The 23,506-nt window shown below is 74.2% G+C and carries 25 protein-coding genes; 10 read left to right on the plus strand and 15 right to left on the minus strand.

What is annotated here, in order from left to right; all coding sequences use genetic code 11:
• Positions 1–35 precede the first annotated feature (35 nt).
• Complete coding sequence (locus tag V6U79_RS20090) at positions 36–1,232, minus strand: acyl-CoA dehydrogenase family protein (protein WP_334615446.1); 1,197 nt, start codon at positions 1,230–1,232, stop codon at positions 36–38.
• Positions 1,233–1,383: 151 nt separating this feature from the next.
• Between V6U79_RS20090 and V6U79_RS20095 the strand changes: the two genes are divergently transcribed.
• The gene (locus V6U79_RS20095) at positions 1,384–1,908 is read left to right on the plus strand and encodes a DUF4190 domain-containing protein (RefSeq protein ID WP_442933803.1); all 525 of its coding nucleotides are present in this window, start codon (positions 1,384–1,386) and stop codon (positions 1,906–1,908) included.
• A gap of 9 nt (positions 1,909–1,917) precedes the next feature.
• On the opposite strand, the gene V6U79_RS20100 is transcribed toward V6U79_RS20095, so the two are convergent.
• Positions 1,918–2,823, minus strand: a complete 906-nt coding sequence (locus tag V6U79_RS20100; RefSeq protein WP_334615447.1) for an SDR family NAD(P)-dependent oxidoreductase — start codon at positions 2,821–2,823, stop codon at positions 1,918–1,920.
• Between the two features lie 117 nt (positions 2,824–2,940).
• Here V6U79_RS20100 and V6U79_RS20105 point away from each other — a divergent pair, with 117 nt between their 5' ends.
• Positions 2,941–3,441, plus strand: a complete 501-nt coding sequence (locus V6U79_RS20105; protein ID WP_334615448.1) for a DUF4190 domain-containing protein — start codon at positions 2,941–2,943, stop codon at positions 3,439–3,441.
• A 43-nt stretch (positions 3,442–3,484) separates the two neighbouring features.
• On the opposite strand, the gene V6U79_RS20110 is transcribed toward V6U79_RS20105, so the two are convergent.
• A complete protein-coding gene (locus V6U79_RS20110) occupies positions 3,485–4,441 on the minus strand; it encodes an HpcH/HpaI aldolase/citrate lyase family protein (RefSeq protein ID WP_334529663.1) in 957 nt (318 codons plus the stop codon).
• Positions 4,442–4,566: 125 nt separating this feature from the next.
• On the opposite strand from V6U79_RS20110, the gene V6U79_RS20115 reads away from it, so the two are divergent.
• Positions 4,567–5,391 (plus strand): SDR family NAD(P)-dependent oxidoreductase, encoded by an 825-nt coding sequence (locus V6U79_RS20115; RefSeq protein ID WP_334529666.1) that lies wholly within the window; start codon positions 4,567–4,569, stop codon positions 5,389–5,391.
• A gap of 107 nt (positions 5,392–5,498) precedes the next feature.
• On the opposite strand, the gene V6U79_RS20120 is transcribed toward V6U79_RS20115, so the two are convergent.
• Together V6U79_RS20120 and V6U79_RS20125 are read right to left on the minus strand one after the other, a co-directional pair.
• The gene (locus V6U79_RS20120; protein WP_334615449.1) at positions 5,499–7,649 is read right to left on the minus strand and encodes an APC family permease; all 2,151 of its coding nucleotides are present in this window, start codon (positions 7,647–7,649) and stop codon (positions 5,499–5,501) included.
• 127 nt (positions 7,650–7,776) lie between these two features.
• The gene (locus V6U79_RS20125; protein ID WP_442933804.1) at positions 7,777–8,742 is read right to left on the minus strand and encodes a DMT family transporter; all 966 of its coding nucleotides are present in this window, start codon (positions 8,740–8,742) and stop codon (positions 7,777–7,779) included.
• 98 nt (positions 8,743–8,840) lie between these two features.
• Between V6U79_RS20125 and V6U79_RS20130 the strand changes: the two genes are divergently transcribed.
• Entirely contained in the window at positions 8,841–9,539 is a 699-nt protein-coding gene (locus V6U79_RS20130; protein WP_334615451.1) for an HAD family hydrolase, read from the plus strand.
• Between the two features lie 47 nt (positions 9,540–9,586).
• Here V6U79_RS20130 and V6U79_RS20135 read toward each other — a convergent pair whose 3' ends face one another.
• A complete protein-coding gene (locus V6U79_RS20135) occupies positions 9,587–10,120 on the minus strand; it encodes a hypothetical protein (RefSeq protein WP_334529676.1) in 534 nt (177 codons plus the stop codon).
• A 78-nt stretch (positions 10,121–10,198) separates the two neighbouring features.
• Entirely contained in the window at positions 10,199–11,068 is an 870-nt protein-coding gene (locus tag V6U79_RS20140) for a PhzF family phenazine biosynthesis protein (RefSeq protein ID WP_334529678.1), read from the minus strand.
• A gap of 33 nt (positions 11,069–11,101) precedes the next feature.
• Here V6U79_RS20140 and V6U79_RS20145 point away from each other — a divergent pair, with 33 nt between their 5' ends.
• The 3 genes from V6U79_RS20145 to V6U79_RS20155 all read left to right on the plus strand — a co-directional run bounded on the left by V6U79_RS20145 (position 11,102) and on the right by V6U79_RS20155 (position 14,236).
• On the plus strand, positions 11,102–12,388 hold the full coding sequence (locus tag V6U79_RS20145; RefSeq protein WP_334529681.1) for a magnesium transporter MgtE N-terminal domain-containing protein: 1,287 nt from the start codon (positions 11,102–11,104) through the stop codon (positions 12,386–12,388).
• Positions 12,381–12,986, plus strand: coding sequence for a DUF1003 domain-containing protein (locus tag V6U79_RS20150; protein ID WP_334529684.1), 606 nt, complete (start codon positions 12,381–12,383; stop codon positions 12,984–12,986). Before V6U79_RS20145 ends, V6U79_RS20150 begins: the two co-directional genes overlap by 8 nt.
• A 101-nt stretch (positions 12,987–13,087) precedes the next feature.
• A complete protein-coding gene (locus V6U79_RS20155) occupies positions 13,088–14,236 on the plus strand; it encodes an Mrp/NBP35 family ATP-binding protein (RefSeq protein WP_334615452.1) in 1,149 nt (382 codons plus the stop codon).
• 459 nt (positions 14,237–14,695) lie between these two features.
• Here V6U79_RS20155 and V6U79_RS20160 read toward each other — a convergent pair whose 3' ends face one another.
• Together V6U79_RS20160 and V6U79_RS20165 are read right to left on the minus strand one after the other, a co-directional pair.
• Entirely contained in the window at positions 14,696–15,118 is a 423-nt protein-coding gene (locus tag V6U79_RS20160) for a twin-arginine translocase TatA/TatE family subunit (protein ID WP_334529690.1), read from the minus strand.
• Between the two features lie 74 nt (positions 15,119–15,192).
• A complete protein-coding gene (locus V6U79_RS20165) occupies positions 15,193–16,533 on the minus strand; it encodes a S1C family serine protease (RefSeq protein ID WP_334529693.1) in 1,341 nt (446 codons plus the stop codon).
• Between the two features lie 258 nt (positions 16,534–16,791).
• Between V6U79_RS20165 and V6U79_RS20170 the strand changes: the two genes are divergently transcribed.
• Complete coding sequence (locus V6U79_RS20170; protein WP_334529696.1) at positions 16,792–17,400, plus strand: O-methyltransferase; 609 nt, start codon at positions 16,792–16,794, stop codon at positions 17,398–17,400.
• Between the two features lie 58 nt (positions 17,401–17,458).
• Here V6U79_RS20170 and V6U79_RS20175 read toward each other — a convergent pair whose 3' ends face one another.
• Together V6U79_RS20175 and V6U79_RS20180 are read right to left on the minus strand one after the other, a co-directional pair.
• Positions 17,459–18,934: a leucyl aminopeptidase family protein gene (locus V6U79_RS20175; RefSeq protein WP_334615453.1), complete on the minus strand. Its 1,476-nt coding sequence runs from the start codon at positions 18,932–18,934 to the stop codon at positions 17,459–17,461.
• A gap of 144 nt (positions 18,935–19,078) precedes the next feature.
• Entirely contained in the window at positions 19,079–19,246 is a 168-nt protein-coding gene (locus V6U79_RS20180) for a DUF3117 domain-containing protein (RefSeq protein ID WP_007455245.1), read from the minus strand.
• Positions 19,247–19,436: 190 nt separating this feature from the next.
• Here V6U79_RS20180 and V6U79_RS20185 point away from each other — a divergent pair, with 190 nt between their 5' ends.
• Positions 19,437–20,255, plus strand: coding sequence for a PaaX family transcriptional regulator (locus V6U79_RS20185; protein ID WP_334615454.1), 819 nt, complete (start codon positions 19,437–19,439; stop codon positions 20,253–20,255).
• A gap of 4 nt (positions 20,256–20,259) precedes the next feature.
• A complete protein-coding gene (locus tag V6U79_RS20190; protein ID WP_334529705.1) occupies positions 20,260–21,051 on the plus strand; it encodes an enoyl-CoA hydratase/isomerase family protein in 792 nt (263 codons plus the stop codon).
• A gap of 99 nt (positions 21,052–21,150) precedes the next feature.
• Here V6U79_RS20190 and V6U79_RS20195 read toward each other — a convergent pair whose 3' ends face one another.
• The 4 genes from V6U79_RS20195 to V6U79_RS20210 are packed head-to-tail and all read right to left on the minus strand — an operon-like array spanning position 21,151 to position 23,441.
• Entirely contained in the window at positions 21,151–21,732 is a 582-nt protein-coding gene (locus tag V6U79_RS20195) for a hypothetical protein (RefSeq protein WP_334529708.1), read from the minus strand.
• The gene (locus tag V6U79_RS20200) at positions 21,729–22,325 is read right to left on the minus strand and encodes a DNA-3-methyladenine glycosylase I (RefSeq protein ID WP_334615455.1); all 597 of its coding nucleotides are present in this window, start codon (positions 22,323–22,325) and stop codon (positions 21,729–21,731) included. Before V6U79_RS20200 ends, V6U79_RS20195 begins: the two co-directional genes overlap by 4 nt.
• A gap of 40 nt (positions 22,326–22,365) precedes the next feature.
• A complete protein-coding gene (locus V6U79_RS20205) occupies positions 22,366–22,863 on the minus strand; it encodes an SRPBCC family protein (protein ID WP_334615456.1) in 498 nt (165 codons plus the stop codon).
• Entirely contained in the window at positions 22,860–23,441 is a 582-nt protein-coding gene (locus tag V6U79_RS20210) for a DivIVA domain-containing protein (RefSeq protein ID WP_334615457.1), read from the minus strand. Before V6U79_RS20210 ends, V6U79_RS20205 begins: the two co-directional genes overlap by 4 nt.
• Between the last annotated feature and the right edge of the window lie 65 nt (positions 23,442–23,506).

Genomic DNA, 23,506 nt, shown 5'->3' on the forward strand with positions numbered 1-23,506 from the left:
GGGCCCTGGCGTCGACAGCGGCCCCTCCGCACACGTCAGAGCTTGTACTCCTTGAGCAGGCCGCGAGAGATGATCGTCTTCTGGATCTCCGACGTTCCCTCGCCGATGAGCAGGAACGGGGCCTCCCGCATCAGCCGCTCGATCTCGTACTCCTTGGAGTAGCCGTAGCCGCCGTGGATGCGGAACGCCTCCTGGACGACCTCGGCGCAGTACTCGGAGGCGAGCAGCTTGGCCATCCCGGCCTCGACGTCGTTGCGCTGGCCGGCGTCCTTGAGCCGGGCGGCGTTGACCATGAGGGCGTGCGCGGCCTCGATCTTGGTGCCCATCTCGGCGAGCTTGAAGGCGATGGCCTGGTGCTTGGCGAGCGGCTGGCCGAAGGTGCGGCGCTGCTGGGCGTAGGCGACGGCCAGTTCGAAGGCGCGGATGGAGATGCCGCAGGCGCGGGCGGCGACGTTGACCCGGCCGACCTCGATGCCGTCCATCATCTGGTAGAAGCCGCGGCCGACCTGGTCGGCGCCGCCGAGGACGGCGGACTCGGGGACGGTGACCCCGTCGAGCACCATCTCGGTGGTCTCGACGCCCTTGTAGCCCATCTTGTCGATCTTGCCGGGGATGATCAGGCCGGGCGCGGTCTCGCCGAAGCCGGGCTCCTTCTCCAGCAGGAAGGTGCTCATGTTGCCGTAGACCGACTCCGCGCCGGTGTCGGTCTTGACCAGGGTGGCCACCACCGAGGAGTACGCCCCGTTGGTCAGCCACATCTTCTGGCCGTTGAGGACGTACTTGTCGCCGTCGCGGACCGCCTTCGACTTGATCGCCGACACGTCGGAGCCGGTCTCGGGCTCGGACATCGAGAAGGCGCCGCGCACCTCGCCGGTGGCCATCCTCGGCAGCAGCCGGGCCTTCTGCTCGGCGGAGCCGTGCTGGGAGATCAGGTACGCCACGATGAAGTGGGTGTTGACGATGCCGGAGATCGACATCCAGCCCCGCGACAGCTGCTCGACCACCAGCGCGTAGGTCAGCAGAGACTCGCCCAGGCCGCCGTACTCCTCGTCGATGGTGAGACCGAACAGGCCCATCTCGCGCATCCCGTCGAGGATGTCGGTCGGGTACTCGTCGGCGTGCTCCAGGCGCTGGGCGTGCGGGATGATCTCCTTGTCCGCGAACTCCCGGACGGTTTCCAGAATCGACCGCTGCACGTCGGTCAGGCCGGGCGTCTGGGCGAGTCGGGCCATCTCAGCCTCCGGGGGATCGGCGCATTACTCGTGGGTAACTGAACGCTCGGTCAGTATCGGCTTCCGGGCCTGCCGCGCCAAGGTGACCAGTCCACACAACCGCTGTGAAAAGGTTCACCGCTACGGGTAGCGTCCGCAAGAGAGAACCCCAGTGACCTGCGGCGGAGAGGCGGACGGGGTGAGCTATCCACCACCGGGCGAGCCGGACCAGCCCCCCTCGCCGTACGAGCAGCCGGGTCGCCCCGGCGACCGGTCCGGCTGGGACCGCCCGTCCGACTCCGACCAGTGGGGCCGCTCCGGCGAACAACCCCAGTGGGGGCAGAGCGGTGACCAGCCGCAGTGGGGTCGTCCCGAACACCCGCAGTGGGGCCAGCAGCCGCCCTATCCGCCGCAGGGTCCGTACGGGCAGTACGGGCCGCCTCCGGGCGGTGGCGGCGGCCCCAATGCCCTGGCCATCCTGTCGCTGGTCTTCGCGTTCGTCTTCGCCCCGGCCGGGATCGTCCTCGGCCACCTGGCCAAGCGGCAGATCCGGCGCAGCGGCGAGCCGGGCGACCAGCTCGCCACCTGGGGGTTGATCCTCAGCTACGTCTTCACCGCGATCGGGCTGCTGATCTGCTGCGGCTGGATCGCCCTGGCCATCTGGGCCAACCCGGAGGGCGGCAACACCTACAACTGACCCGCACCGTCAGCGGTACTGCGACTCGCGCACGCTGTTGCCGCCGTCGACCACCAGCATCTGTCCGGTGATGTACGACGCGGCCGGCGAGCAGAGGAAGGCGATCGCCGCGGCCACCTCGTCCGGGGTGCCGGGGCGGCCGACCGGGGTACCGAGCCCCTGCCGGAGCTCCGCCACCGTGGAGGCGGCGGTGTGGATGGTCCCCGGGGCCACCGAGTTCACGGTCACCCCGTCGGCGATCATCTCCATCGCCAGCGCCCGGGTCAGCCCGACCACCCCGGCCTTCGCCGCCGCGTACGCCGCCTCGGTGGGCAGCGCGTTGACCGGCCCGGCGGTGGCGGCCAGGTTGACGATCCGTCCCCAGCCCCGCTCGGCCATCCCGCCGATGAAGGCGCGGCTGCACAGGAAGGCGGTGGTCAGGTTCCGGTCGATCTCGCCCCGCCACTCGTCGTAGCTGAGCTGCACCACCGGGCGCAGCACCTCGGGGCTGGCCCGGCTGGCCAGGCCGGCGTTGTTGACCAGTACCTCGACGTCGCCGAGCTGCTCGGCCACCGCGTCGGCGAGCGCGCCGACCTCCGACTCGTCGGTGAGGTCGGCGACGAAGCCGGTCACGCCCAGCTCACCGGCCCGCTCGTGGATGCGCCGGGTGGTGGAGACGATCGCGACCCGGGCGCCGAGGTCGGAGAGCCGGCGGGCCGTGGCGTACCCGATGCCGTCCGGGCTGCCCGCCCCGGTGACCAGGGCGACCCGCCCGTCGAGGCGCATGGTCACCGGCTCGGCCACCGGCGCCGGCTCGTCCTGGTCGGCCGGCGCGGTGGTGGCGACGGGGCGGGTCCGGCGGGCCAGCCCGGGACGGCTCACGTCCCGCCTCGGTCGGGTGCCGGAACGGTCCGCGCCGGGCGCGTCGATAGCCATGCCGCGATCCTGCCCGGTCGGGACGGCCCGGGCAACGCGGCACCCGGTGCCGGGGACCTCGGATTTGCCCCACCGTGGCTACCCTGACGGCGCACCCACACGCGACGGAGAGACTTCATGACCTATCCCCCGCCCGCCGGCGGCTGGAACGAACCCCCGGCCGACCCGACCCTCCCGGTCAGCGGCCAGCCGATCCCCGCCCAGCCGACCGGCCAGGACCCGTACGCCCCGGCCGCCCCGTACCAGGGCACGCCGCCGTACCCGCCCCAGGCCGCGCCGGCCGACCCGTACGCCGCCGCCGCTGCCTACCCGACCGGGCCGGCCTACCCCGGGTACGGCTACCCGACGGCGCCCAAGACCAACAGCATGGCGATCGCCGCCCTGGTGCTCTCCCTGGTCGGCTTCGCCTCCTGCATCACGGCGCCGATCGGCGCGATCCTCGGCCACGTGGCCCGCAAGCAGATCCGGGAGACCGGTGAGGGCGGCGAGGGCATGGCGAAGGCCGCCATCATCGTCGGCTGGATCCTCACCGGCCTGCTGCTGCTGCTCATCGCCTTCTACATCGTGGTCATCGTGCTGGCGATCGCCGACACCAGCAGCGGGGGCAGCGACTTCTGAGCGACCGGCGGGCCGCCCCGGTCGCCCGGGGCGGCCCGCCGGCTCACTCCGAGGGCGGGGTGAAGGTGGAGGTGCGGCTCATCCCGGCCGCGCGTCCCTTGGCCGCGATCACCAGGGCCATCTTCCGGGACGCCTCGTCGATCATCTCGTCGCCGAGCATCACCGCGCCGAGCTTGCCGCCGGCCTCCGAGGTGTAGTGCTCGTACGCGTCGAGGATCAGCTCGGCGTGGTCGTAGTCGGACTGGGCCGGCTGGTAGACCTCGTTGGCGGCGTCGATCTGGCCCGGGTGCAGCACCCACTTCCCGTCGAAACCGAGCGCCGCCGAGCGCTTCGCCACCTCGCGGAACGCCTCCACGTCGCGGATCTGGAGGAACGGCCCGTCGATGGCCTGCTTGTCGTGCATCCGCGCGGCCATCAGGATGCGCATCAGGATGTAGTGGTACGGGTCGCCCGGATAGTCGGGGATCAGCGCGCCGACCACCAGCGACTTCATGTTGATCGAGGCCATGAAGTCGGCCGGGCCGAAGATGATGGTCTCCACCCGGGGCGAGGCGGCCGCGATGGCGTCGACGTTGACCAGGCCGGCGGCGTTCTCGATCTGCGCCTCGATGCCGATCCGGCCGACCTCCAGGCCGAGGGTCTTCTCGATCTGGGTCAGGGTCAGGTCCAACCACTGCACCTGGGCCGCGTTCTGCACCTTCGGCAGCATGATGCAGTCGAGGTTGGCGCCGGCGCCCTCGACCACCTCGATGACGTCCCGGTAGGTCCACGGGGTGGTGAGGTCGTTGACCCGGACCACCCGGGTCTTGCCGGCCCAGTCGCCCTCGTTGAGCGCGGCGACGATGTTCTTGCGCGCGTCCGGCTTGGCCAGCGGGGCGACCGCGTCCTCCAGGTCGAGGAAGACCTGGTCGGCCGGCAGGCCCTGGGCCTTGCCGAGCATCTTGACGCTGGAACCGGGTACCGCGAGGCAGGACCGGCGGGGGCGACCGACAGCGGCCATGGATGCGCTCCTTCCAGCGTCCGGCGGTCCCGCCGACGCCACCTGAAATAGACCGGAACTTAACGATCCCAAAGGGCGTTGTGACGCCACGGTAACCTCGTGCCGTGACCGGGGTGAATGGACCTGTGGAAGATCTCACTGGGCGCCGGATCGTGGTGGTGACCGGGGCCAGCTCCGGCATCGGCCTCGCCGCCGCCGTGGAGTTGGCCCGACGCGGCGACCAGGTGGTGCTGGTCGGGCGGGACCCGGCCCGCCTCCAGGCCGCCGGGGACCGGGTACGCGAGGCCGCCGGCGAACGCCCCGAACTGTTCCGTGCCGACTTCGCCGTGCTCGACGACGTGCGCGGGCTCGCCGAGCGGCTCCGGTCCGCGTACGACCGGATCGACGTGCTCGCCAACAACGCCGGGGCGATCGTGCTGCAACCGCTCACCACGGTGGACGGATTCGAGCTGTCGATCCAGGCCAACCACCTCGCCCCGTTCCTGCTCAGCAACCTGCTGCGGGATCGGATCGGTCGGATGGTGGTGACCGCCTCCGGCGCGCACCGCAGCGGGGTGCTGGACCCGGACGACCTCAACGCCGCCCTGCGCCGTTACCGCCCGATCCAGGCGTACGGCACCAGCAAGCAGGCCAACATCCTCTTCGCCGCCGAAGCGGCCCGCCGCTGGCCGGACGTCCCGGCGTACTCCTTCCATCCCGGCGTGGTGCGGACCCGGTTCGGCAACGACAGCCGGCTCGTCGCACTGGGCATGCGGCTCCTGCCGTTCCGCAGCCCGGAGAAGGGCGCCGAGACGCTGGTCTGGCTGGCCAACCAGGACCCGTCGCGGCTGGTGAACGGCGCCTACCACGCCGACCGGCGGCTGCGCCGGCCGCTGCGCAAGGCGGCCGACCCGCAGCTCGCTGCGCGGCTCTGGGAGGCCAGCGCCAAGGCCGTCGGCATCGACGACTGACGGCTTTCCCGGTGTCGACCGCCGCCGCGCCGCTGCCATACCCCGGCCTGACGTCAGCACGGCAGGCCGGCGAGACACCCTGATGGCGGGGCACTTCGCGGGCCCGCTCACTCGCTGAGGTGCACCGGCACGCTGGTCACCACCACCCCCGGCAGCGGTCGTAACGCCTGCCGCAGCCGCTGCTCCGCCCGGCTGTGCAGCGGGCGGTGCCAGCGGCGACGCAGCACCACCTCCGGCACGATCACCGTCAACATCAGCTCCGGCGCCGCATCGTGCAGCGCCTCCAGGTAGTGCGCCAACGGCCCGATCACCGCCCGGTACGGCGACACGATGGTCTCCAGCCGGACGTGGTCGCCCCAGGCGCGCCACTGCTCCCGGAACCGGTCCGCCTCCGCCTCCTCCGGCGCCAGGTGCACGGCCAGCGTCGGCCGGCCCAGCGACACCGCGTACGCCAGGGCGCGCAGCGACGCCCGGTTGAGCCGGGCCACCGGCACCACCACCAGGTGCCGCACCTGCTGGGGCAGCTCCTCCCCCTCGCCCGGCCCCGCGGGCTGGCCCGGACCGGCGGGCGGACGCGGGGCCAGGGCCCCGTGCAGCGTCCGGTAGTGCCGGTGCACCCGCTGCAGGAGCAGCACGATCAGCGGTACGGCGAGCACCACCAGCCAGGCGCCCTCGGTGAACTTGCTGACCGCGGCGGTGACCAGCACCAGCCCGGAGAGGACGGCGCCGACCCCGTTGACCGCCAGCCGTCGCCGCCAGCCCGGGCCGCGCCGGCGGCGCCAGTGCACCACCATCCCGGTCTGGGAGAGGGTGAACGCCAGGAAGACGCCCACCGCGTAGAGCGGGATCAGCGACTCGGTGCGACCCCGGAACAGCACGAAGACCACCGCGGCGGCGACCGCGAGCGCGGTCAGGCCGTTGCTGAACGCCAACCGGTCCCCCATGTGCAGGAACCGGCGGGGCGCGTGACCGGCGCGGGCCATGAAGAAGAGCAGCCGGGGGAAGCCGTTGAACGCCGTGTTCGCCGCGAACAGCAGGATCAGCGCCGTCGCGGCCTGGACCAGGGCGTACCAGGGGCCGGTGGGGAAGGTGACCCGGGCCAGCCGGGACACCAGGGTCTCGCCGGGGGCGGGCACCAGACCGGTCAGGTGGATCAGCGCGGTCAGCCCGACGAAGAGCACCACCAGCATGGCCACCATCCAGCCGAGCGTGCTGCGGGCGTTGCGCCACTCCGGTGGGCGGAACGCCGGCACCGCGTTCGACACCGCCTCGATGCCCGCCATCGACACCGCCCCGGAGGCGAACGCGCGCAGCACCAGCAGCAGGCCGAGCCCCTCGACCGCCGGCACCGGCGGCGGGGGCAGCGGCCGGAACCCCCGACCCGCCGCCTGCAGCCAGCCCACCACCAGCACCGCACCCAGCGCGACCACGAAGGCGTACGTGGGGAGCACGAAGAGCCGACCGGCGGTGCGGACACCCCGCAGGTTGCCGGCGAGCAGGCCGGCGATCACCAGTACGCCCAGCGGCACGGTCAGCGGGACGAGCCCGGGCAGCGCCGAGGTGACCGCGTGCATCCCGGCGGCCACCGACACGGCCACGGTCAGCACATAGTCGATCATCAGTCCGGCGGCCGCCGCCAGGCCCGCCCCGGCGCCGAGGTTCTCCCCCGCCACCACGTAGGAGCCGGCCCCGTGCGGATAGGCCACGATGGTCTGCCGGTACGACACGCCCACCGCGACCATCAGCACCACCAGCACGGCGGCCAGCGGCAACGACAGCGCCAACGCGCCGCTGCCGGCGAGCAGCAGGACGCCCAGCATCGCCTCCGGCCCGTACGCCACCGAGCTGAGCAGGTCGGAGGAGAGCACCGGCAGGGCCACCAGCTTGCGCATCCGCTCGTACAGCACGGCGGCGCTGCTCAGCGGCGGGCCGAGGACCGCGCGCCGGACCCGGGTCAGCGCCCGGCCGGGGCGGGAGCCGGGCAGGTTGGCCCGCTCGGTCGCCACCAGCTCGTCCGGCTCCACCGGGCGGAACAGCGCGATCGGCGCCAGCCGGCCGAACCGGCCCGGCTGGGGGCGTCCCGGCCGCCGGCCGAGGGTCGGATCGACGGGCAGCTCACCGGCATCGCCCGGGCGCCAGCGGTGACCGATGCGGCGCAGCGTGTCCAGCTCCGCCGGGGCCAGCGGGGGGAACTCGGCCGACGGGGTGACGACCGTGCCGCTGTCGTCTCCGTCCTCGTCCCGCTGCCCTCGCGCCATCCGCCGCCGACACCTCCTGCTGGCACTCTCACGCGGCGGAGGCGGTAACGAGGGCGGAACGGGCGTACTCGCCCCGCGGCGGCCGACGGCACGCGCGCCGCGCCGGCGGCCCTCCGCGCGGCGGGGGTCAGGGAGCGGGTGGGGCGGCGTCGGCCGGGACCGGGGCCGGCGCGGGACGGCGGCCGGCGCGGGCTCCGCCGAGCACCACCACGGCCACCCCGGCCAGCAGCAGCGCCAGCCCCGGCAGGGCCAGCGGGCGGGGAAGCTGACCCAGCCACACCCAGCCGATCAGCGCCGCGCCCGGCGCCTCCAACAGGACCAGCACGCTGATCGTGGTCGCCGAGACCCGCCGCAGGGCGTAGTTGAACATCGAGTGGCCGAGCAGTTGGGCGCCGGCCACCAGCCCGAGAATGGCCAGCCAGGTGCTCGTGGCGTAGCCGGTCAGCGGCACCCCGCCGACCAGGCAGACCACCAGCAGCAGCAGCGCGCAGACGCCGTAGCAGATGGTGGTGTAGGTGGCGGTGCTGATGGTGGCGCGGGCCCGCTCGCCGAACGCGGTGTAGACCGCCGCGAACATGCCACCGGTCACCGCCAGCAGGTCACCGGCGAAGGCCCGGCCGGAGGCGGCGAAGTCGGCGCCGGTGGCCAGCACCGCGCCGGCCACGGCCACGGCGATGCCGGCCCAGACGGCGTACGGCAGGTGACGGCCCTGCCAGCGGGCGATCAGCCCCTGCCACACCGGCTGGGTGGCGCCCAGCGCGGTGGCCGCGGCGACCGAGGTGAGCTGCGCGCTCGGCATCCAGGTGGCGAAGTGGGCGGCCAGCGCCACCCCGGAGAGCACGCAGTAGAGGCCCTCCCGCCGGCCCGCGCCGACGGTCAACGCCCGGAACTCCGACCGGCGGCGGGCCAGCGAGAACGGGCCGATGACGCCGACCGAGAGCAGGTTGCGCCAGAAGGCGACGGCCAGCGCCGGTGCCGCCGCGAAGGCGATCAGCGGTGCGGACGACGAGACCGCGGCGACGGCGAGGGCGAGGACGCCGGCGGTCAGCGGGTCCACGGGTGGGCGGTACGGGCTGGAGGACACGGAGAGCAATCCTCACACAGCACCCGGCGACACGGACCGTCAGCGCTTCGTTACGATCATGCGCGTCCGCGCCGGCGACCCCCCTCGACGCCCGGAGGCGCTCCCCCATGCCCACCTATCAGGCGGTGCTGTTCGACTTCTTCGGCACCCTCACCCGCGGCGTGCAGCGCAGCGCCGCCCACCAGACCACCGCCGACCTGCTCGGCTGCCCCGCGGACACGCTCGCCGCGGTGCTCGACCGGACCTTCTACCAACGGGCCAGCGGCGAGCACGGCAACGCCGAGGCGACCCTGCGCTGGGTCTGCGTGCAGGCCGGCGTGCATCCCTCCGACACCGCCGTACGGGCCGCGGTGGCCGCCCGGCACCGGGCGGTACGCGCCGACACCCGACTGCGCCGGGACGCGGTGTCCGCCCTGGCCGGCCTGCGCCGGCTCGGGCTCCGTACCGGCGTCATCAGCGACTGCACCCACGAGCTGCCGGCGTTCCTGCCGCAACTGGCGGTCGCTCCCCTGCTCGACGTCCGGATCTTCTCGGTCCAACTCGGCCGGTGCAAACCGGACGCGGCGCTCTACCTCACCGCCGCGCAGCGCCTCGACGTGCGTCCCGAGGACTGCCTCTACGTCGGTGACGGCGGCAGCCGGGAGCTGACCGGCGCGCAGCGGGCCGGCATGACGGCGGTCCGGCTGACCGCGCCCGACCTGGCCGGCCACCTGGTCTTCGACGCGGAGGAGGGCTGGGACGGCCCGGTCGTCGAGTCGCTCAGCGAGGTGGTCGAGCTGGTCGACGCGCTGCCGGCGACCTGCTGACCTGCGCGCCGCCCGCCGTGCTCCGGTCGCCGGGCTCGGCCGTCGGCTCAGCGGCGGCGGACCCGGTGCAGGCGGAACGGCTTGCGGGTCGCGCGTACCACCGGGGCGCCGCGCGGTGTCTCGGCCTGTGAATTGTCAGGCAGCTCCCCGCCGGCCTCCGGCGCGCCGGCCGGGGCGAGCCGGTTCAGCGCGCAGCCGTCGGCCTCCCACCGGGCGACCAGGTCGGCGGTGGGCCCCGGGGCGTTGAGCCGCTTCGCCGCGACCATCGGCGCCGCGTTCTCCCACGCCTCCGTGCCGGGCGTCACCCGGGTCACCCGGGCCGGCCAGGTCACGATCCGCCCCCCGTGGTCGCCGCGCAGGCTCACCCGCGCCCCGGTCGCGTCCGCCAGCCCCGGCGCGGACTGCTCACCGGGCCCGCTGACCACGAAGAGCGCCCCCTCCAGGGGTACGCACCACAACGCCAACGCCGGGCCGTCGGCGACGCTCACCCAGGCCACGGCGGCCTTCTTCATCGCCTCGTCGACCAGCGGCGTGGTGACGTGCCCATCCACCTCGTCAGTCACCCCGGCATCCTCCCGCATTCCGGCCGGTCCCGCGCCATCGCCGCCGACCGGGCCCCCTGCTCCACGCGCGCGGACCAGGGGCCCGGCCGTGCGGGGTCAGCCGACGAAGGGTGGTACGGCGATCTCACCGCGGGCGATCGGCACCACGTGGCCGGTGACGGTGGCGCCGAGCGCCGCACCGCCCTCGGCGGTCACCGTGCAGGTCAGCACGGACGGGCGGTGGATCTCGAGGCCCTGGTGGACGGTGTACCCGGAGCGTCCCCGCGCGGGGAGCAGCCCGCTGGCCACCAGCCAGACGCCCAGGCCGAGGGCGGCCGAGCCGGTCGCCGGGTCCTCCGGCACACCCAGTCCGGGGACGAAGACCCGGGCGTGCGCGGTTTGCGCGTCGGCGTCCCAGGAGAAGACGCTGACATGCTCCACCCCGTACCGCTCCGCCGCCGCCGCGTTGACCCGGGCGCGGGCCACCGCGTCCGGGCGTACCGGGAGGTAGGGGAACTCCAGCCCGCAGCCGGCCACCCGGGGCGCCGGCCCGGCGTGGTCGGCCGCGGTGAGGCCGACCATCTCCAGCAGTGGCTCCGGGTCGAGCTCCGGCCCGAGGGTGGGGGTGCCGCCGGTCAGGGTGGCGCCGGTGGCGGTGACCTCGATCGGAAGCACACCCGCCCCGCACTCCTGGGTGACCTGCCCCACACCGAACATGCCGCGCCGGGCGGCGGTCACCGCCGCGCCCACGCTGGGGTGCCCGGCGAAGGGCAGCTCCGCGACCGGGGTGAAGATCCGGGCCCGGTAGGTGGCGCCGACCTGGGTGGCAGGCAGGACGAACACCGTCTCCGACAGGTTGAACTCCCGTGCGAGCGCCTGCATCTGTTCGGTGGCCAGCCCTTCGGCGCCGAAGAGCACGGCCAGCGGGTTGCCGGCGAACGGGCGGTCGGTGAAGACGTCCACGATCTCGTAGGCCAAGGTCGACATGTTGATAAACACTAGGCGCTTAGGCTGGTGCCCGTGAGCACGCCGAACCGGGTCTACATCGCCCGACTCGCCGGAGTCGCCGTCTTCGATCCGAACGGTGACCAGGTGGGGCGGGTCCGCGACGCGGTTGCCCGGCTCCGGCCGACCCAGCGCCCACCCGAAGTGGTGGGTCTGGTCGCCGAGATGCCGATGCGCCGGCGGATCTTCCTGTCCATCAACCGGATCACCAGCATCGACGCCGACGCGGTGGTCCTCGGCAGCGGCACCCTCAACCTGCGTCGCTTCGAGAAGCGCCCGAACGAGCTGCTGGTCCTCCAGGAGCTGCTGGACCGGCGGGTGCAGCTCGACACGGGCCAGCCCGGCGCGGTCGTCGACGTGGCGATGGAGTGCAGCCGCGGCGGCGAGTGGTCGCTGTCCCGGGTCGCGGTCCGGGAGCAGGTCAGCCGGCTCACCCGCCGCGGCCACCTGCACCAGGTCGAGTGGGACCGGGTGCGGGGGCTCAGCGGCATCGCCACCGACAACCGGGGTACGGCCAACCTCCTCGCCGTGCTGGAGGACATGCGCCCGGCCGACCTGGCCAACGCCCTCCAGGACCTCCCCGACACCCGGCGCAACGAGGTCGCGGCGGCGCTGGACGACGAACGCCTCGCCGACGTGCTCAGCGAGCTGCCCGAGCACGACCAGGTGGAGATCCTCGCCGCGCTGGACCGGGAACGGGCCGCCGACGTGCTGGAGGAGATGGACCCGGACGACGCCGCCGACCTGCTCAACGAGCTGCCCCCGCCGGAGCAGGACGTGCTGCTGGACCTGATGGAGCCGGGCGAGGCCGACCCGGTCCGCCAGCTGCTGCGCTACGCCTCCGGCACGGCCGGCAGCGTGATGACCTCCGAGCCGGTGATCCTGCCGCCGGACGCGACCGTGGCGGAGGCGCTGGCCCGGATCCGGGAGGAGCAGCTCTCCCCGGCCGTGGCGGCACAGGTCTTCGTCACCCGCGCCCCGATGACCACCCCTACCGGCCGCTACCTGGGCATGGTGCACTTCCAGCGGCTGCTCCGGGAGCCCCCGGCGGACCTGCTGGGTGGGGTGGTGGTCAACGACATCGACCCGCTGCGCCCGACCACCCCGCTGCCGGAGATCACCCGCCGGATGGCCACCTACGACCTGGTGGCGATGCCGGTGGTGGACCGCAACAACCGGCTGGTCGGCGCGGTGACCGTGGACGACGTGCTCGACCACTCGCTGCCCCCGGACTGGCGGGAACGGGACGCCGCACCGGCCCCGAGCACCGGCGACGAAACGGTGGACCGCGCCGATGGCTGAGCAGCGGCGGGCCGAGCGGCTGGACCAGCCGCGCGAGCCCCGGGGCGTCAAGCTGCCCCGGTTCGATCCGGAGGCGTTCGGCCGGTGGTCCGAGGGCATCGCCCGGGGCATGGGCACGGCCAACTTCATCGTCTACATGACGGTGGTGATCGCGCTCTGGTTCGGCTGGAACACCCTGGCCCCGGCGCACCTGCGGTTCGACCCGTACACCTTCACCTTCCTGACCCTGATGCTGTCGTTGCAGGCGTCGTACGCCGCACCGCTGATCCTGCTCGCGCAGAACCGGCAGGCCGACCGGGACCGGGTGTCGCTGGAGGAGGACCGGCGGCGGGCGACCGCCCAGAAGGCGGACACCGAGTACCTGGCCCGGGAGATCGCCACGCTGCGGATCGCGATGGGCGAGGTGGCCACCCGGGACTTCCTCCGCTCCGAGCTGGCCCGGCTGGCGGAGGAGCTGGACGAGGCGGCCCAGCGCCGGCTGCGGCTGGAGCGTCGGCAGCAGGGCAGGGCCGTCCAGCGCGGCGGTGAGGGGCTCGACGAGCCCCGCGACGACCTGGACGGCGGCCGCGCCGCCCGGGACGGCGTCCCGGAGAGCTGAGGGCGCGTCCCGGCCGGGCACCCCGCACCGGGTCATCGATTCGCTCACACCCCGGCCCGGCTCGACGTGGCCGCCGATCACGCCGACGTAACATTGCCCCCATGTCAGCACCCGTCAGCACCGTCAACGACGCGATCCAGGCCGCCCTGGCCACCGTCAACGACCCGGAGATCCGCCGGCCCATCACCGACCTCGGCATGGTCGGCTCCGCCGTGCTCGGCGACGACGGCGTGGTCCGGGTCGAGCTGCTGCTCACCGTGGCCGGCTGTCCGCTGAAGGACAAGCTGCGCACCGACATCACCGCCGCCGTGGGCGCGGTGCCCGGTGTGACGGGTGTCGAGATCGACTTCGGGGTGATGAGCACCGAGCAGCGCCAGGACCTCCAGTCGAAGCTGCGGGGCGGCAGCGCCTCGCAGGAGCCGGTGATCCCGTTCGCGCAGCCCGGCTCTCGCACCCGCGTCTACGCGGTGGCCAGCGGCAAGGGCGGCGTCGGCAAGTCCAGCGTCACGGTCAACCTGGCCGCCGCGCTGGCCGCCCGGGGCCTCTCCGTCGGCGTGGTCGACGCCGACATCTACGGCCACTCGGTGCCCCGGATGCTCGGCGCGGAGGGCAAGCCCACCCGGGTCGAGGACATGATCATGCCGCCGCAGTCGCACGGCGTGAAGGTCATCTCGATCGGCATGTTCACCCCGGGCAACGCGGCCGTGGTGTGGCGCGGCCCGATGCTGCACCGGGCGCTCCAGCAGTTCCTCGGTGACGTCTACTGGGGCGAGCTGGACGTCCTCCTGCTGGACCTCCCCCCGGGCACCGGCGACATCGCCATCTCGGTGGCGCAGCTGCTCCCCAACGCCGAGATCCTGGTGGTGACCACCCCGCAGGCGGCGGCGGCCGAGGTCGCCGAGCGGGCCGGCGCGATCGCCCTGCAGACCCATCAGCGGGTGGTCGGCGTCATCGAGAACATGTCCTGGCTGGAGCTGCCGGACGGCTCGCGGATGGAGGTCTTCGGTGCCGGTGGCGGCGAGGCGGTCGCCGAGTCGCTGAGCCGGACGATCGGCGCGCAGGTGCCGCTGCTCGGTCAGATCCCGATGGACACCCGGGTCCGCGAGGGCGGCGACGCCGGCCAGCCGATCGTGCTGGCCGCGCCGGAGTCCCCGGCCGCCAAGGCGCTGGGCAAGGTCGCCGACCGGCTCGCCATCCGGCGCGAGTCCCTGCTCGGCAAGCCGCTGGGCCTCAAGCCCGCCGGTCGCTGACCTTTCCCGTTCCGGCCGCCGGGCCGGGGCCGCCGGGCCGCCGCAAGACCCCGAAAGAGGGGCCACCCGCGTCAGGGAGGCCCCTCTTTCCGTACCCACACAGCCCTCGCACCTCCCCGTGGGTCAGGCGAAGGAGTTCCTCACCGCCCTTTGGAGCTGATGACGCCAACGAATCACGCGTCGTTGGTTGATCACCGGCCACCACCCAAGATCGTGCTGCTTCCTGGAAGTAGTGGCATCGGTGCAGCGAGAAGCCACTACTTCCAGGAAATAGCACGATCTTGACGGGTCGACGTCACCCCGGCCGGCGGGGCGGGACCGGGGCAAAGGCCGGGGCAGGAAACGAGCAGGGGCCGGGGCCGGAGCAGGGGCCGGGGCCGGAGCAGGGGCGGGGTGCTAGCCGCACTGCGGCGCGGAGTGGTCGTGCAGAGGTTTCCTGGCGCGGGGCGAAAGGAGGCGTCAGGTGGCGTCGTCGTAGCTGGGGCGCGGGGCCGGCGCGGGCGAGCCGCCGGTCGCGGTGGCCCGGCGGGCACCGGAGGAGCGCAGGTCCGCGGCGGAGGCCACGTCCTTCAACTCGTCGTGCACGCCGGTCACGTCGGAACGGATGTTGTCGTAGACGCCCTGCAACGGCTTGCGGATGGCCGCCTCGTCCTCCTCGCTGAGGAGGTGCTTGCGGATGAACGCCTTCGGGTGGAGGTCCTCCAGCTGGATGTCGGTGCCCAGCTCGCGGCTCAGGTCGCCGGTGGCGTTGCGGGCCATGTTGCGCAGGTTGCGCACCAACCGCAGGCCGTCGTTGATCACGGCGGGCAGCCGGTCACCGAAGATCAGCAGCGCCAGGAGCAGCAGCGCACCGATCTCCCACCAGTTCAGGTTCTCGAACACTGCTGGGCCTCCTCGTCGGCGTCACGCCAAGACTACGCACGTCGCACCGCCTACCGGGAGGGGGTGACCGGTGCTCACTTGGCGTCTGCGGCGAGCGTCACGGAGGCGTTCTGCCGGGCCGAGCCCCGCCGGTACTCCACCGTCACCACCGAGCCCGGCGCGTACTTGCGGACCAGCGCGATCAGGTCGGTCGGCTCGGTCATCGGCCGGCCGTTGAGCTTGACGATCACGTCCCCGGCCTTGAGGCCGGCGCCGGCCGCCGGGCCGGCCGGCTCCACCGCCGCCAGGCGTACGCCGGCCCCGGCGGTGGTGGCGGTCCCGGCCCCGCCCACCTGGGCGCCGATCACCGTACGACGGGCCTTGCCGGTGCCGATGATGTCCTGGGTGATCCGTTTGGCCTGGTTGATCGGGATGGCGAAGGCGAGCCCGATGTTGCCCGCCTCCTGCCCCTCGCCGACCAGCGACTTGATCGTCGAGTTGACCCCGATCACCCGGCCTGCGGAGTCCACCAGCGGGCCACCGGAGTTGCCGTGGTTGACCGCCGCGTCGGTCTGGATCGCCGCGTAGTACCGCACCGGACCACCGGGCTCGCCCGCCTGCATGGTGCGGTCCAGCGCGCTGACGATGCCGGCGGTGACCGTGTTGGCCAGCGAGAGCGGGGAGCCGACGGCGAGCACCGGGTCGCCGACGGCGAGCGCGTCGGAGTCGCCGAACTCGACCGGGCGCAGGCCGGCGCGATCCACCTTGATGACCGCGATGTCCGACTCCGGGTCCTGCCCGACGAGCCGGGCCGGCGCGGTGCTGCCGTCGTTGAAGACCACCGAGGCCCGGCCGGTGCCACCGGCGACCACGTGGTCGTTGGTGATCACGTGCCCGTCGGCGCTGACGATGAAGCCGGAGCCCTCGCTCGTGCCGCCCAGGCTGGCCACCCGTACGGTCACCACGCTGGGCAGGATCTTCCCGGCGACCCCGGCGAGCGACTCGGGGCGGCGCTGGGCGAGCGCCGGCGCCTCGGCGGGGCGGGCGCCCAGCGCCACGCCGCCGGCGGCCCCGCCGCGCACCGCGAAGGCGTAGCCGAGGGCGCCACCGAGGGCGCCGGCGAGCAGCGCGACGACCAGCGGGACGAGCAGCAGCTGCCGCAGCGCGGGTCGGCCCGGCGCGTCCGGGTCGGTCACCGGCTCGGGGCCGGCGCCGGGGGCGGGCCCGATCGGGACGACCACCGCGGCGGGCGCGTACGGGTCCCGCCAGGGGTCGGCGAGCGCGTCGGACCACCACGGTGATGTCCCGCCCTGCCCGGCGCCGGGCGGCGCCGTCGGCGGCACAGCCGGCGGCGGCCCGGCCGGCGGTCCCGCCGGTGCCGGGGCCCCACCGGGCCGGCGCCAGTCCCAGCCGTCGGTCACGTCGGTGCCTCCCACTCCGTCCCCGGTTCCCCGTGCCACGGCCTGCGGGGGTGACCGGCGCGGCGAGAGGGGTACCGCCTCCAGGATTGCACGGATGCGTCGGGTGGAGTCAGCTCTTGCCCGGGCGTGATCGTCATCGGCGGACGGCGCGGCTGCGCGCCGGAGGGCTCGCCTCTAGGCTCATACCGCCAACCCGCCCCTCGCACCACTCCCGCCGCCCGGAGGTGTCCCATCGCCACGGTCGCCAGTTCCGGCAGTCCGACGGCGCAGGCGTTGCAGTTCGCCGAGTCGTACGTCGGCGAGGACCTCGTGCTGCGGACGGCCCGCAGCCTCGCCCGGGAGGTGGGCCTGGACGCGGTGACTCCGGGGGCCGGCGCGGCGCTGCGCCTGCTCGCCGCCGCGGGCAACGCCCGCGCGGTGGTCGAGATCGGCACCGGCACCGGCGTGAGCGGGGTCTGGCTGCTGCGCGGCATGCGCGTCGACGGGGTGCTCACCACCATCGACCTGGAGGTCGAGCACCAACGGATCGCCCGGCGGATCTTCGTCGAGGCGGGCTTCCCGCCGGGTCGTACCCGGATCATCACCGGCCGGGCGCTGGACGTGCTGCCGCGCCTCGCCGACGGCGCGTACGACCTGGTCTTCGTCGACGCCGAGCCGACCGGCTTCGCCGCCTACTCCGACGCCGCGCTGCGGCTGCTGCGGCCCGGCGGGGTGCTCGCCCTCAACGGCGCCTTCGCCGGCGGTCGGATCGGCGACCCGACGGCCCGGGACGCCGAGACCGTCACCATCCGCGAGACGATCAAGGCGATCCGGGAGTCCGAGCACTGGACGGCGGCACTGCTGCCGGTCGGCGACGGCCTGCTCGCCGCGGTGAAGTGCTGACCCGCCGCTGACCCCCACCGGTCCGGCGCCCCCGCCGGTGCCGGCCGGCACCGGCGGCTCAGTCCAGCGTCGCCAGCCAGCGCAGCAGCCCGCGTACGCCCCAACCGGTCGCGCCCCGGGCCAGCTCGGCGTCGTCCCCGTCCGACCAGGACGGCGCGGACATGTCGATGTGCAGCCAGCGGTCACGCAGGTCGCCGGTGAACTCCCGCAGGTAGAGCGCGGCGGTCACCGAGCCGCCGCCCACGGCGGGTGAGCTGTGCAGGTCGGCCAGGTCGCTGCCGAGGTGCTCGACGTAGTCGGCGGGCAACGGCATCCGCCAGGCCGCCTCCCCGGCCCCGTCGATGGCGGCCAGCAGGTCGGCGGCGAGCTGCTCGTTCTCGCTGTAGAGGGCGCCCATCCGCTTGCCGAGCGCCACCGCGTTGGCCCCGGTGAGGGTGGCCAGGTCGATCAGCAGGTCCGGCCGCAGCTCCCGCTCGGCGTAGGCCAGGGCGTCGGCGAGCACCAGCCGGCCCTCGGCGTCGGAGTTGGTGGTCTCGCTGGTCAGCCCGCCGTAGTGGCGGACGACGTCGCCGGGACGGAAGGCCGACCCGCTGACCATGTTCTCGGCCAGTGGGGCGAGGGTGGTGATCCGCACCGGGAGCCGCAGCGCCGCCGCGCCCAGGGTCGCCGCGACCACCGCGGCCGCGCCGGCCATGTCCTTGCGCATCAGCTTCATCGCCGGCACCGGCTTGATCGAGATGCCGCCGGTGTCGAAGGTGATCCCCTTGCCGACCAGCACCACATGGGTGCGGGCGTCGGCGGGCCGCCACTCCAGCTCGACCAGGCGGGGACCGCTGGCCGAGCCGGCGCCGACGGCGAGGATGCCGCCGAAGCCCTCGGCCGCCAGCTCCTCCGGCCCGCGCACCCGCAGGTGCAGGTCGGGCAGGTCGGCCGCGGCGGCCGCCACCTGGTCGGCGAACCACTGCGGGTTCTTCACCGAGGAGGGGGTGTTGGTCAGGTCCCGGGCCAGCCGGGTGGTCCGGGCAACGGTCTCGGCCGTCTCGACGGCGTCCCGGTACGCCTCCGGGTCGGCGAGGAGGAGGTCCACCTCGGCGAGCGCGGGGGCCTTCCCGGCGTCGGTCATCCGGAACCGGTAGGAGGCGAGCAGCAGCCCCTCGACGAGGGCACCGACCGCCCCCGCCGGGACGTCGGCCGGCAGCGCGAAAGTGATCTGTGTCTCATCGGCAGCGGCGCGGGCGAGTCCCGCCCCGGCGGTGCGCCAGTCCTTCTCGCCGCCGTCGCCCACTCCGAGCAGGAGCAGCCGGGCGGGGGTACGACCGGGGCGCAGGTGGGCCCGGGTCTCGCCGGACCGGCCGGTGAGCCGGGTGGCGGGCAGCAGCTCGGCCGCCTCCTCCAGCGCCTCGGCGGGCAGTCCGGCGCCGGTGGCCAGCAGCTCCGCCGGGGCCTCGGACCCGGCGGTCGCGTCGCCGGACCGGACGGGCAGGACGAGAGTGTCCAGCCGGTCGGCGCCGGCTGTCAGACGGATGGCGAGCACGCTGGACCGTACCTCCGATGACGTTCGTGGGACGGGACCCGGGCGCCCCGCGAGTGACATGCGAAGTCCCTGAGCCACCGGCACGGCCGGTGGCTCAGGGACGCGACGAACCGTCCGCGCGGGTTCGCGCGGACCGCCGGTCGCTCAGCCGGCGGCCGCCTTCAGTGCGTCACCGAGCGCGTTGGCCTCGTCGGGAGTCATCTCGACGACGAGCCGGCCACCGCCCTCCAGCGGGACCCGCATGACGATGCCCCGGCCCTCCTTGGTGACTTCCAGCGGACCGTCGCCCGTCCGCGGCTTCATCGCCGCCATGTTGTCTCCCCTCAGACCTACACCAGGGTCGGTGGGTTGCCCCACAGCCATTTCGTCATGACCACCCGCAAGGTACGCGGGGGTGTCGACCAATGATTTTCCCTGATGAACACCGCCGGACCCAAACCGGAGCAGCATTGATGTAACAGCATCTAGCTTATCTTGAGAAGGCCTGTCACAATGTGCGGTCATGCAGGCACGGTCGGCACTCTTCGACCTGTACGGCGACTACCTCCGGCCGAGGGGTGGGCGCGCACCCGTCGCCGCCCTGGTCAAGCTGCTGGCGCCGTTGGGCATCGCACCACCGGCGGTGCGGACCGCGGTCTCCCGCATGGTCCGCCAGGGCTGGCTCGATCCGCTCCGCCTCACCTCCGGGCCCGGATATTCGATCACACCAAAGGCCGCCCGCCGACTCGACGAGGCGGCCGCCCGGATCTACCGCACCGGCCGGATCAGCTGGGACGGCCGGTTCGACCTGCTGGTGCTGGAGACGCCGAACGGTCGGCGGGAGCGGCAGCGGCTCGCCGCCAACCTGAGCTTCCTCGGCTACGGCACCCTCGACGAGCACACCTGGGTGGCGACCCGGGCCAGCGAGGACGTGGACGTGCTGCTGGAGGAGGCCGGGGTGCGCTACGAGCGGTTCACCGCCGCGCACGCCGCCGGCACCCCCGGCGCGATGGGCATCGTCCGCCGCGCCTGGGACCTCACCGAGATCGGGCACGCGTACGAGCGGTTCGTCGCCGAGCAGCGCCCACAGCTGGCCGGGGTCACCGTGCGCAGCGGCGACGAGGAGGCCTACGCGGCCCGGTTCCGCCTGGTGCACGCGTGGCGTACCTTCCTCTTCCGGGACCCGCAGCTGCCGCCGGCGCTGCTCCCGGAGCGCTGGCCCGGCACCGCCGCGGCCAGCTTCTTCGACCGGCACGCGGCCCGGCTGCGGCCGGCCGCCGACCGGTACGTCGAGCAGTGCCTCGACTCCGGCAACCGCCTCGCCCGACAGAAGGGTCGTTGACAACGTGACCGAGCCGCTGCTCGTTGACCGGACCGACGCCGTGGTCACCCTGACGCTGAACCGACCCACGGCGATGAACTCGCTCGACGTGGCGCTCAAGGAGGCGCTCCGGGACACCCTGGCACAGCTGGAGACCGACCGGTCCTGCCGCGCGGTGGTGCTGGCCGGGGCGGGCGGGCAGTTCAGCGCCGGCCAGGACCTGCGCGAGCACGTGCAGACCCTCCAGTCCGCCGCCGCGAACCCGCTGGACACCGTGCGGGCGCACTACAACCCGATCGCCGCCCGGCTGGCCAACCTGCCCAAGCCGGTGATCGCCGCGGTGCGCGGGATGGCCGCCGGGGCGGGCGCCTCGCTGGCGTTCCTCGCCGACTTCCGGGTCGGCGGGCCGAAGACGAAGTTCCTGATGGCGTTCGCCGGGGTGGGCCTGGCCGCCGACACCGGGGCGTCCTGGACGCTGCCCCGGCTGGTCGGCCACGCCAAGGCCGTCGAGCTGCTCATGCTCGCCGAGCCGGTGGGCGCCGAGGAGGCCTGCCGGCTGGGGCTGCTCAACAAGCTGGTCGACGACGACGAGCAGGTGCTGCCGACCGCGCAGGAGCTGGCCGCCCGGCTCGCCGCCGGTCCGACCATCGCTTACGGGGCGATCAAGCGGCAGCTCTCCATCGCCGACGCGGGCACCCTCGCCGACGCCCTGGCGGCCGAGGCGCAGGCCCAGTCGATCTGCGGGGCCACCGCCGACCACCGCGCCGCCACGATGGCCTTCGTCAACAAGCAGAAGCCGGTCTTCGAGGGACACTGAGCGACCTCCGCGCGCCGCCCGGCCGCCGGCCGTCCGGCGGCAGCGGGCGCCCTCACCGGGTCACCGCCACAGTGGACGCCCCCGGACGGCGGCCGGCGGCTAGTCCTCCTCCTCCGGGTCCTGGTTGGCCTCGGCGCCGAGCACGAACGCCTGCATGGCCAGTTCGTCCCCGGAGGGCGAGACGAACGCGGGCAGCTCCGCCGGGCCCAGCTCCTGCACGTAGGACCAGAAGAGCCGGACCGCCTCGGCGCGCGAGTCCGCCTCGATGGGTAGATCCAGGCTGACCAGCCAGGTGCGACGCAGCGGGGGCGGGCCGAGCCGGTCGACCAGGTCCCGGTAGACGTCGGCGTCGAGCGCGGTGACCGGCCCGGCGACCCGCACCGGCTCCGCCGGCACCGGCTCGTCGAAGGCCCGACGGGTGTACGCCACGGCCAGCGTCCCGTCCTCGCGGCGGGCCACCCGGCCCAGCGCCACCAGGCGCAGCGGCCCGTCGGCCAGCACGGCCACCGGGGCGCCGGGGCGCGGTCCCGGTTCCCCGGCCGGGGCGGGAAGCTCCAGGGTGTCGTGGTGGACGAGGCGTTCGGCGTCGAGACGCCCGGCCGGGAGCAGCACCGCCCAGGCGCCGTCGTCCCGCCCGTCGACATCGGCGCTGCCGGTGCTGCGGTGGTCGGTCGCGGTCATGCACCCATCCCATCACGGGCCGTCGGGGCGGCGACGTGGCAGCCCGCGAGATGGTCGTCCACCATCCCGGTGGCCTGCATCAGCGCGTACGCGGTGGTGGGGCCGACGAAGCGGAAGCCGCGCTTCTTGAGCGCCTTGGCCAGCCCGGTGGACTCCGGGGTCAGGGCCGGCACCTGGGCGAACGACTCCGGCCGGGCGGCCCGCGGCGGCGGCGCGTACGACCAGAGCAGGGCGGAGAGGCCGTCGGGCAGCTCCAGTGCGGCGCGGGCGTTGGCGACCGCCGCCTCGATCTTGGCGCGGTTGCGGACGATCCCGGCGTCGGCGAGGAGGCGGGCCACGTCCGACTCGTCGTAGCTGGCGACCCGCTCGATCCGGAACTCGTCGAAGGCGAGCCGGAACGCCGGGCGCTTGCGCAGGATGGTCAGCCAGGACAGGCCGGACTGGAACGCCTCCAGGGTGAGCCGTTCGTAGAGCGCGTCGTCGCCGCGCAGCGGCCGGCCCCACTCCTCGTCGTGGTAGACGGCGTAGTCCGGGGTGCTCGCACCCCAGGCGCAGCGGGGCAGCCCGTCCGGGCCTCTCACCAGGTCACTCACGGCGTACAGGCTAAGGCAGGGGCCTGACGGGCCGGCCGGGTCAGGGCAGCCGGCCCTGCTCGACCAGCCGGGCGAACCGCTTCAGCGCCAGGGTCAGGCTGGCCTTCGAGCCGGGCCAGAGCAGAGGCCACGCCAGCCGCCCGGCGGCCCCGCCGGGCAGGTGGAACCACTCGTGCCAGACCACCTGCGTGCGGTCCCCGGTGATCGGGGTGCAGCGCAGCACCCCGGGGCCGCGCAGCAGCTTGCCGCAGTGCACCACCCCGACCTCGTACGGCGCGTCGACCCGGACCACCCGCATCTCGTCGCGCAGCGCCACCGGCCCGAGCGCGGTGACCGCCTCGACCAGGGTGCCCTCCCCGCCGTCGCCCTCGACGACCCGGACCGTGGTGAACGGGATCCAGTCGGACTGCCGCTCCCAGTCGGTGAGCGCGGCGAAGACCCGGTCGGCGGGGGCGTCGACGATCACGGTGGCGGTGAACTCGCCCGCGCCGGGCTGCGCCACCTCGCCCAGCCCGTCCACGCCCTCCCGGCCGGTCACAGCGACTCCGAGCGGACCCTGGCCGCGGGCCGACCCTCGGCCGGGTCGGCCGCGCCGGTCGGGGTGTCGGCGCCGGGCTCGGCGTCGCCGGTCCACGCCGGGTCGTCGTCGTCGGGCCGGTCGGTGGTGTCCGGAACGGGCTCACCGGGGGACGCCGCGGCGCCGGCCGGACCCACGTGCGGCGGGGCGTCGGTGGCGGTCGGGCCCGGCTCGGCCCGCCCGGCCGCCTCCTCGCGGGCCCGGCGCAGCGCGTCGGCGTCGGCGGTCCGGCCCTCGCGCAGCGCCGCGACCTCGGCCTCCAGCACCCCGATCAGCTCGGACTTGTAGCCGATGTCGTAGGCGGCCCGGCGCATCGCCTGGTCGACCTGCGCCATCCGGTAGCCGCGCAGCGTGGTGTCGAACCGGACCGCACCGAGGTCGGCCTCGCGCAGCGGACGGCTGCCGGGCAGCGGGACGGCCCGGCCGTCCGGCTCGGCCGGCGCCAGGCCGGGATCCCGCCCGGAGATCAGCACGGTCACCCCGAACACCACCGCGGCGACCGTCAACGCGATGACCAGTACGAGCAGCACCTGACCCATGGACAGATCGTGGCACGGGGACCGGCCCCCGAGCGACCCCAACACCGGGCTCGCCGACGATCGCC

It is taken from the genome of Micromonospora psammae (genome assembly GCF_036902725.1).
In the GTDB taxonomy this organism is placed as follows: domain Bacteria; phylum Actinomycetota; class Actinomycetes; order Mycobacteriales; family Micromonosporaceae; genus Micromonospora.

What these genes read in the sequence shown, in the direction of transcription:
- V6U79_RS20120 (WP_334615449.1), bottom strand. Translation starts at nt 7,649, where the DNA reads ATGGCGCGAGGGCAGCGGGACGAGGACGGAGACGACAGCGGCACGGTC.
- V6U79_RS20130 (WP_334615451.1), top strand. Translation starts at nt 8,841, where the DNA reads ATGCCCACCTATCAGGCGGTGCTGTTCGACTTCTTCGGCACCCTCACC.
- V6U79_RS20135 (WP_334529676.1), bottom strand. Translation starts at nt 10,120, where the DNA reads ATGCGGGAGGATGCCGGGGTGACTGACGAGGTGGATGGGCACGTCACC.
- V6U79_RS20105 (WP_334615448.1), top strand. Translation starts at nt 2,941, where the DNA reads ATGACCTATCCCCCGCCCGCCGGCGGCTGGAACGAACCCCCGGCCGAC.
- V6U79_RS20090 (WP_334615446.1), bottom strand. Translation starts at nt 1,232, where the DNA reads ATGGCCCGACTCGCCCAGACGCCCGGCCTGACCGACGTGCAGCGGTCG.
- V6U79_RS20150 (WP_334529684.1), top strand. Translation starts at nt 12,381, where the DNA reads ATGGCTGAGCAGCGGCGGGCCGAGCGGCTGGACCAGCCGCGCGAGCCC.
- V6U79_RS20140 (WP_334529678.1), bottom strand. Translation starts at nt 11,068, where the DNA reads ATGTCGACCTTGGCCTACGAGATCGTGGACGTCTTCACCGACCGCCCG.
- V6U79_RS20180 (WP_007455245.1), bottom strand. Translation starts at nt 19,246, where the DNA reads ATGGCGGCGATGAAGCCGCGGACGGGCGACGGTCCGCTGGAAGTCACC.
- V6U79_RS20210 (WP_334615457.1), bottom strand. Translation starts at nt 23,441, where the DNA reads ATGGGTCAGGTGCTGCTCGTACTGGTCATCGCGTTGACGGTCGCCGCG.
- V6U79_RS20110 (WP_334529663.1), bottom strand. Translation starts at nt 4,441, where the DNA reads ATGGCCGCTGTCGGTCGCCCCCGCCGGTCCTGCCTCGCGGTACCCGGT.
- V6U79_RS20100 (WP_334615447.1), bottom strand. Translation starts at nt 2,823, where the DNA reads ATGGCTATCGACGCGCCCGGCGCGGACCGTTCCGGCACCCGACCGAGG.
- V6U79_RS20155 (WP_334615452.1), top strand. Translation starts at nt 13,088, where the DNA reads ATGTCAGCACCCGTCAGCACCGTCAACGACGCGATCCAGGCCGCCCTG.
- V6U79_RS20195 (WP_334529708.1), bottom strand. Translation starts at nt 21,732, where the DNA reads ATGACCGCGACCGACCACCGCAGCACCGGCAGCGCCGATGTCGACGGG.
- V6U79_RS20185 (WP_334615454.1), top strand. Translation starts at nt 19,437, where the DNA reads ATGCAGGCACGGTCGGCACTCTTCGACCTGTACGGCGACTACCTCCGG.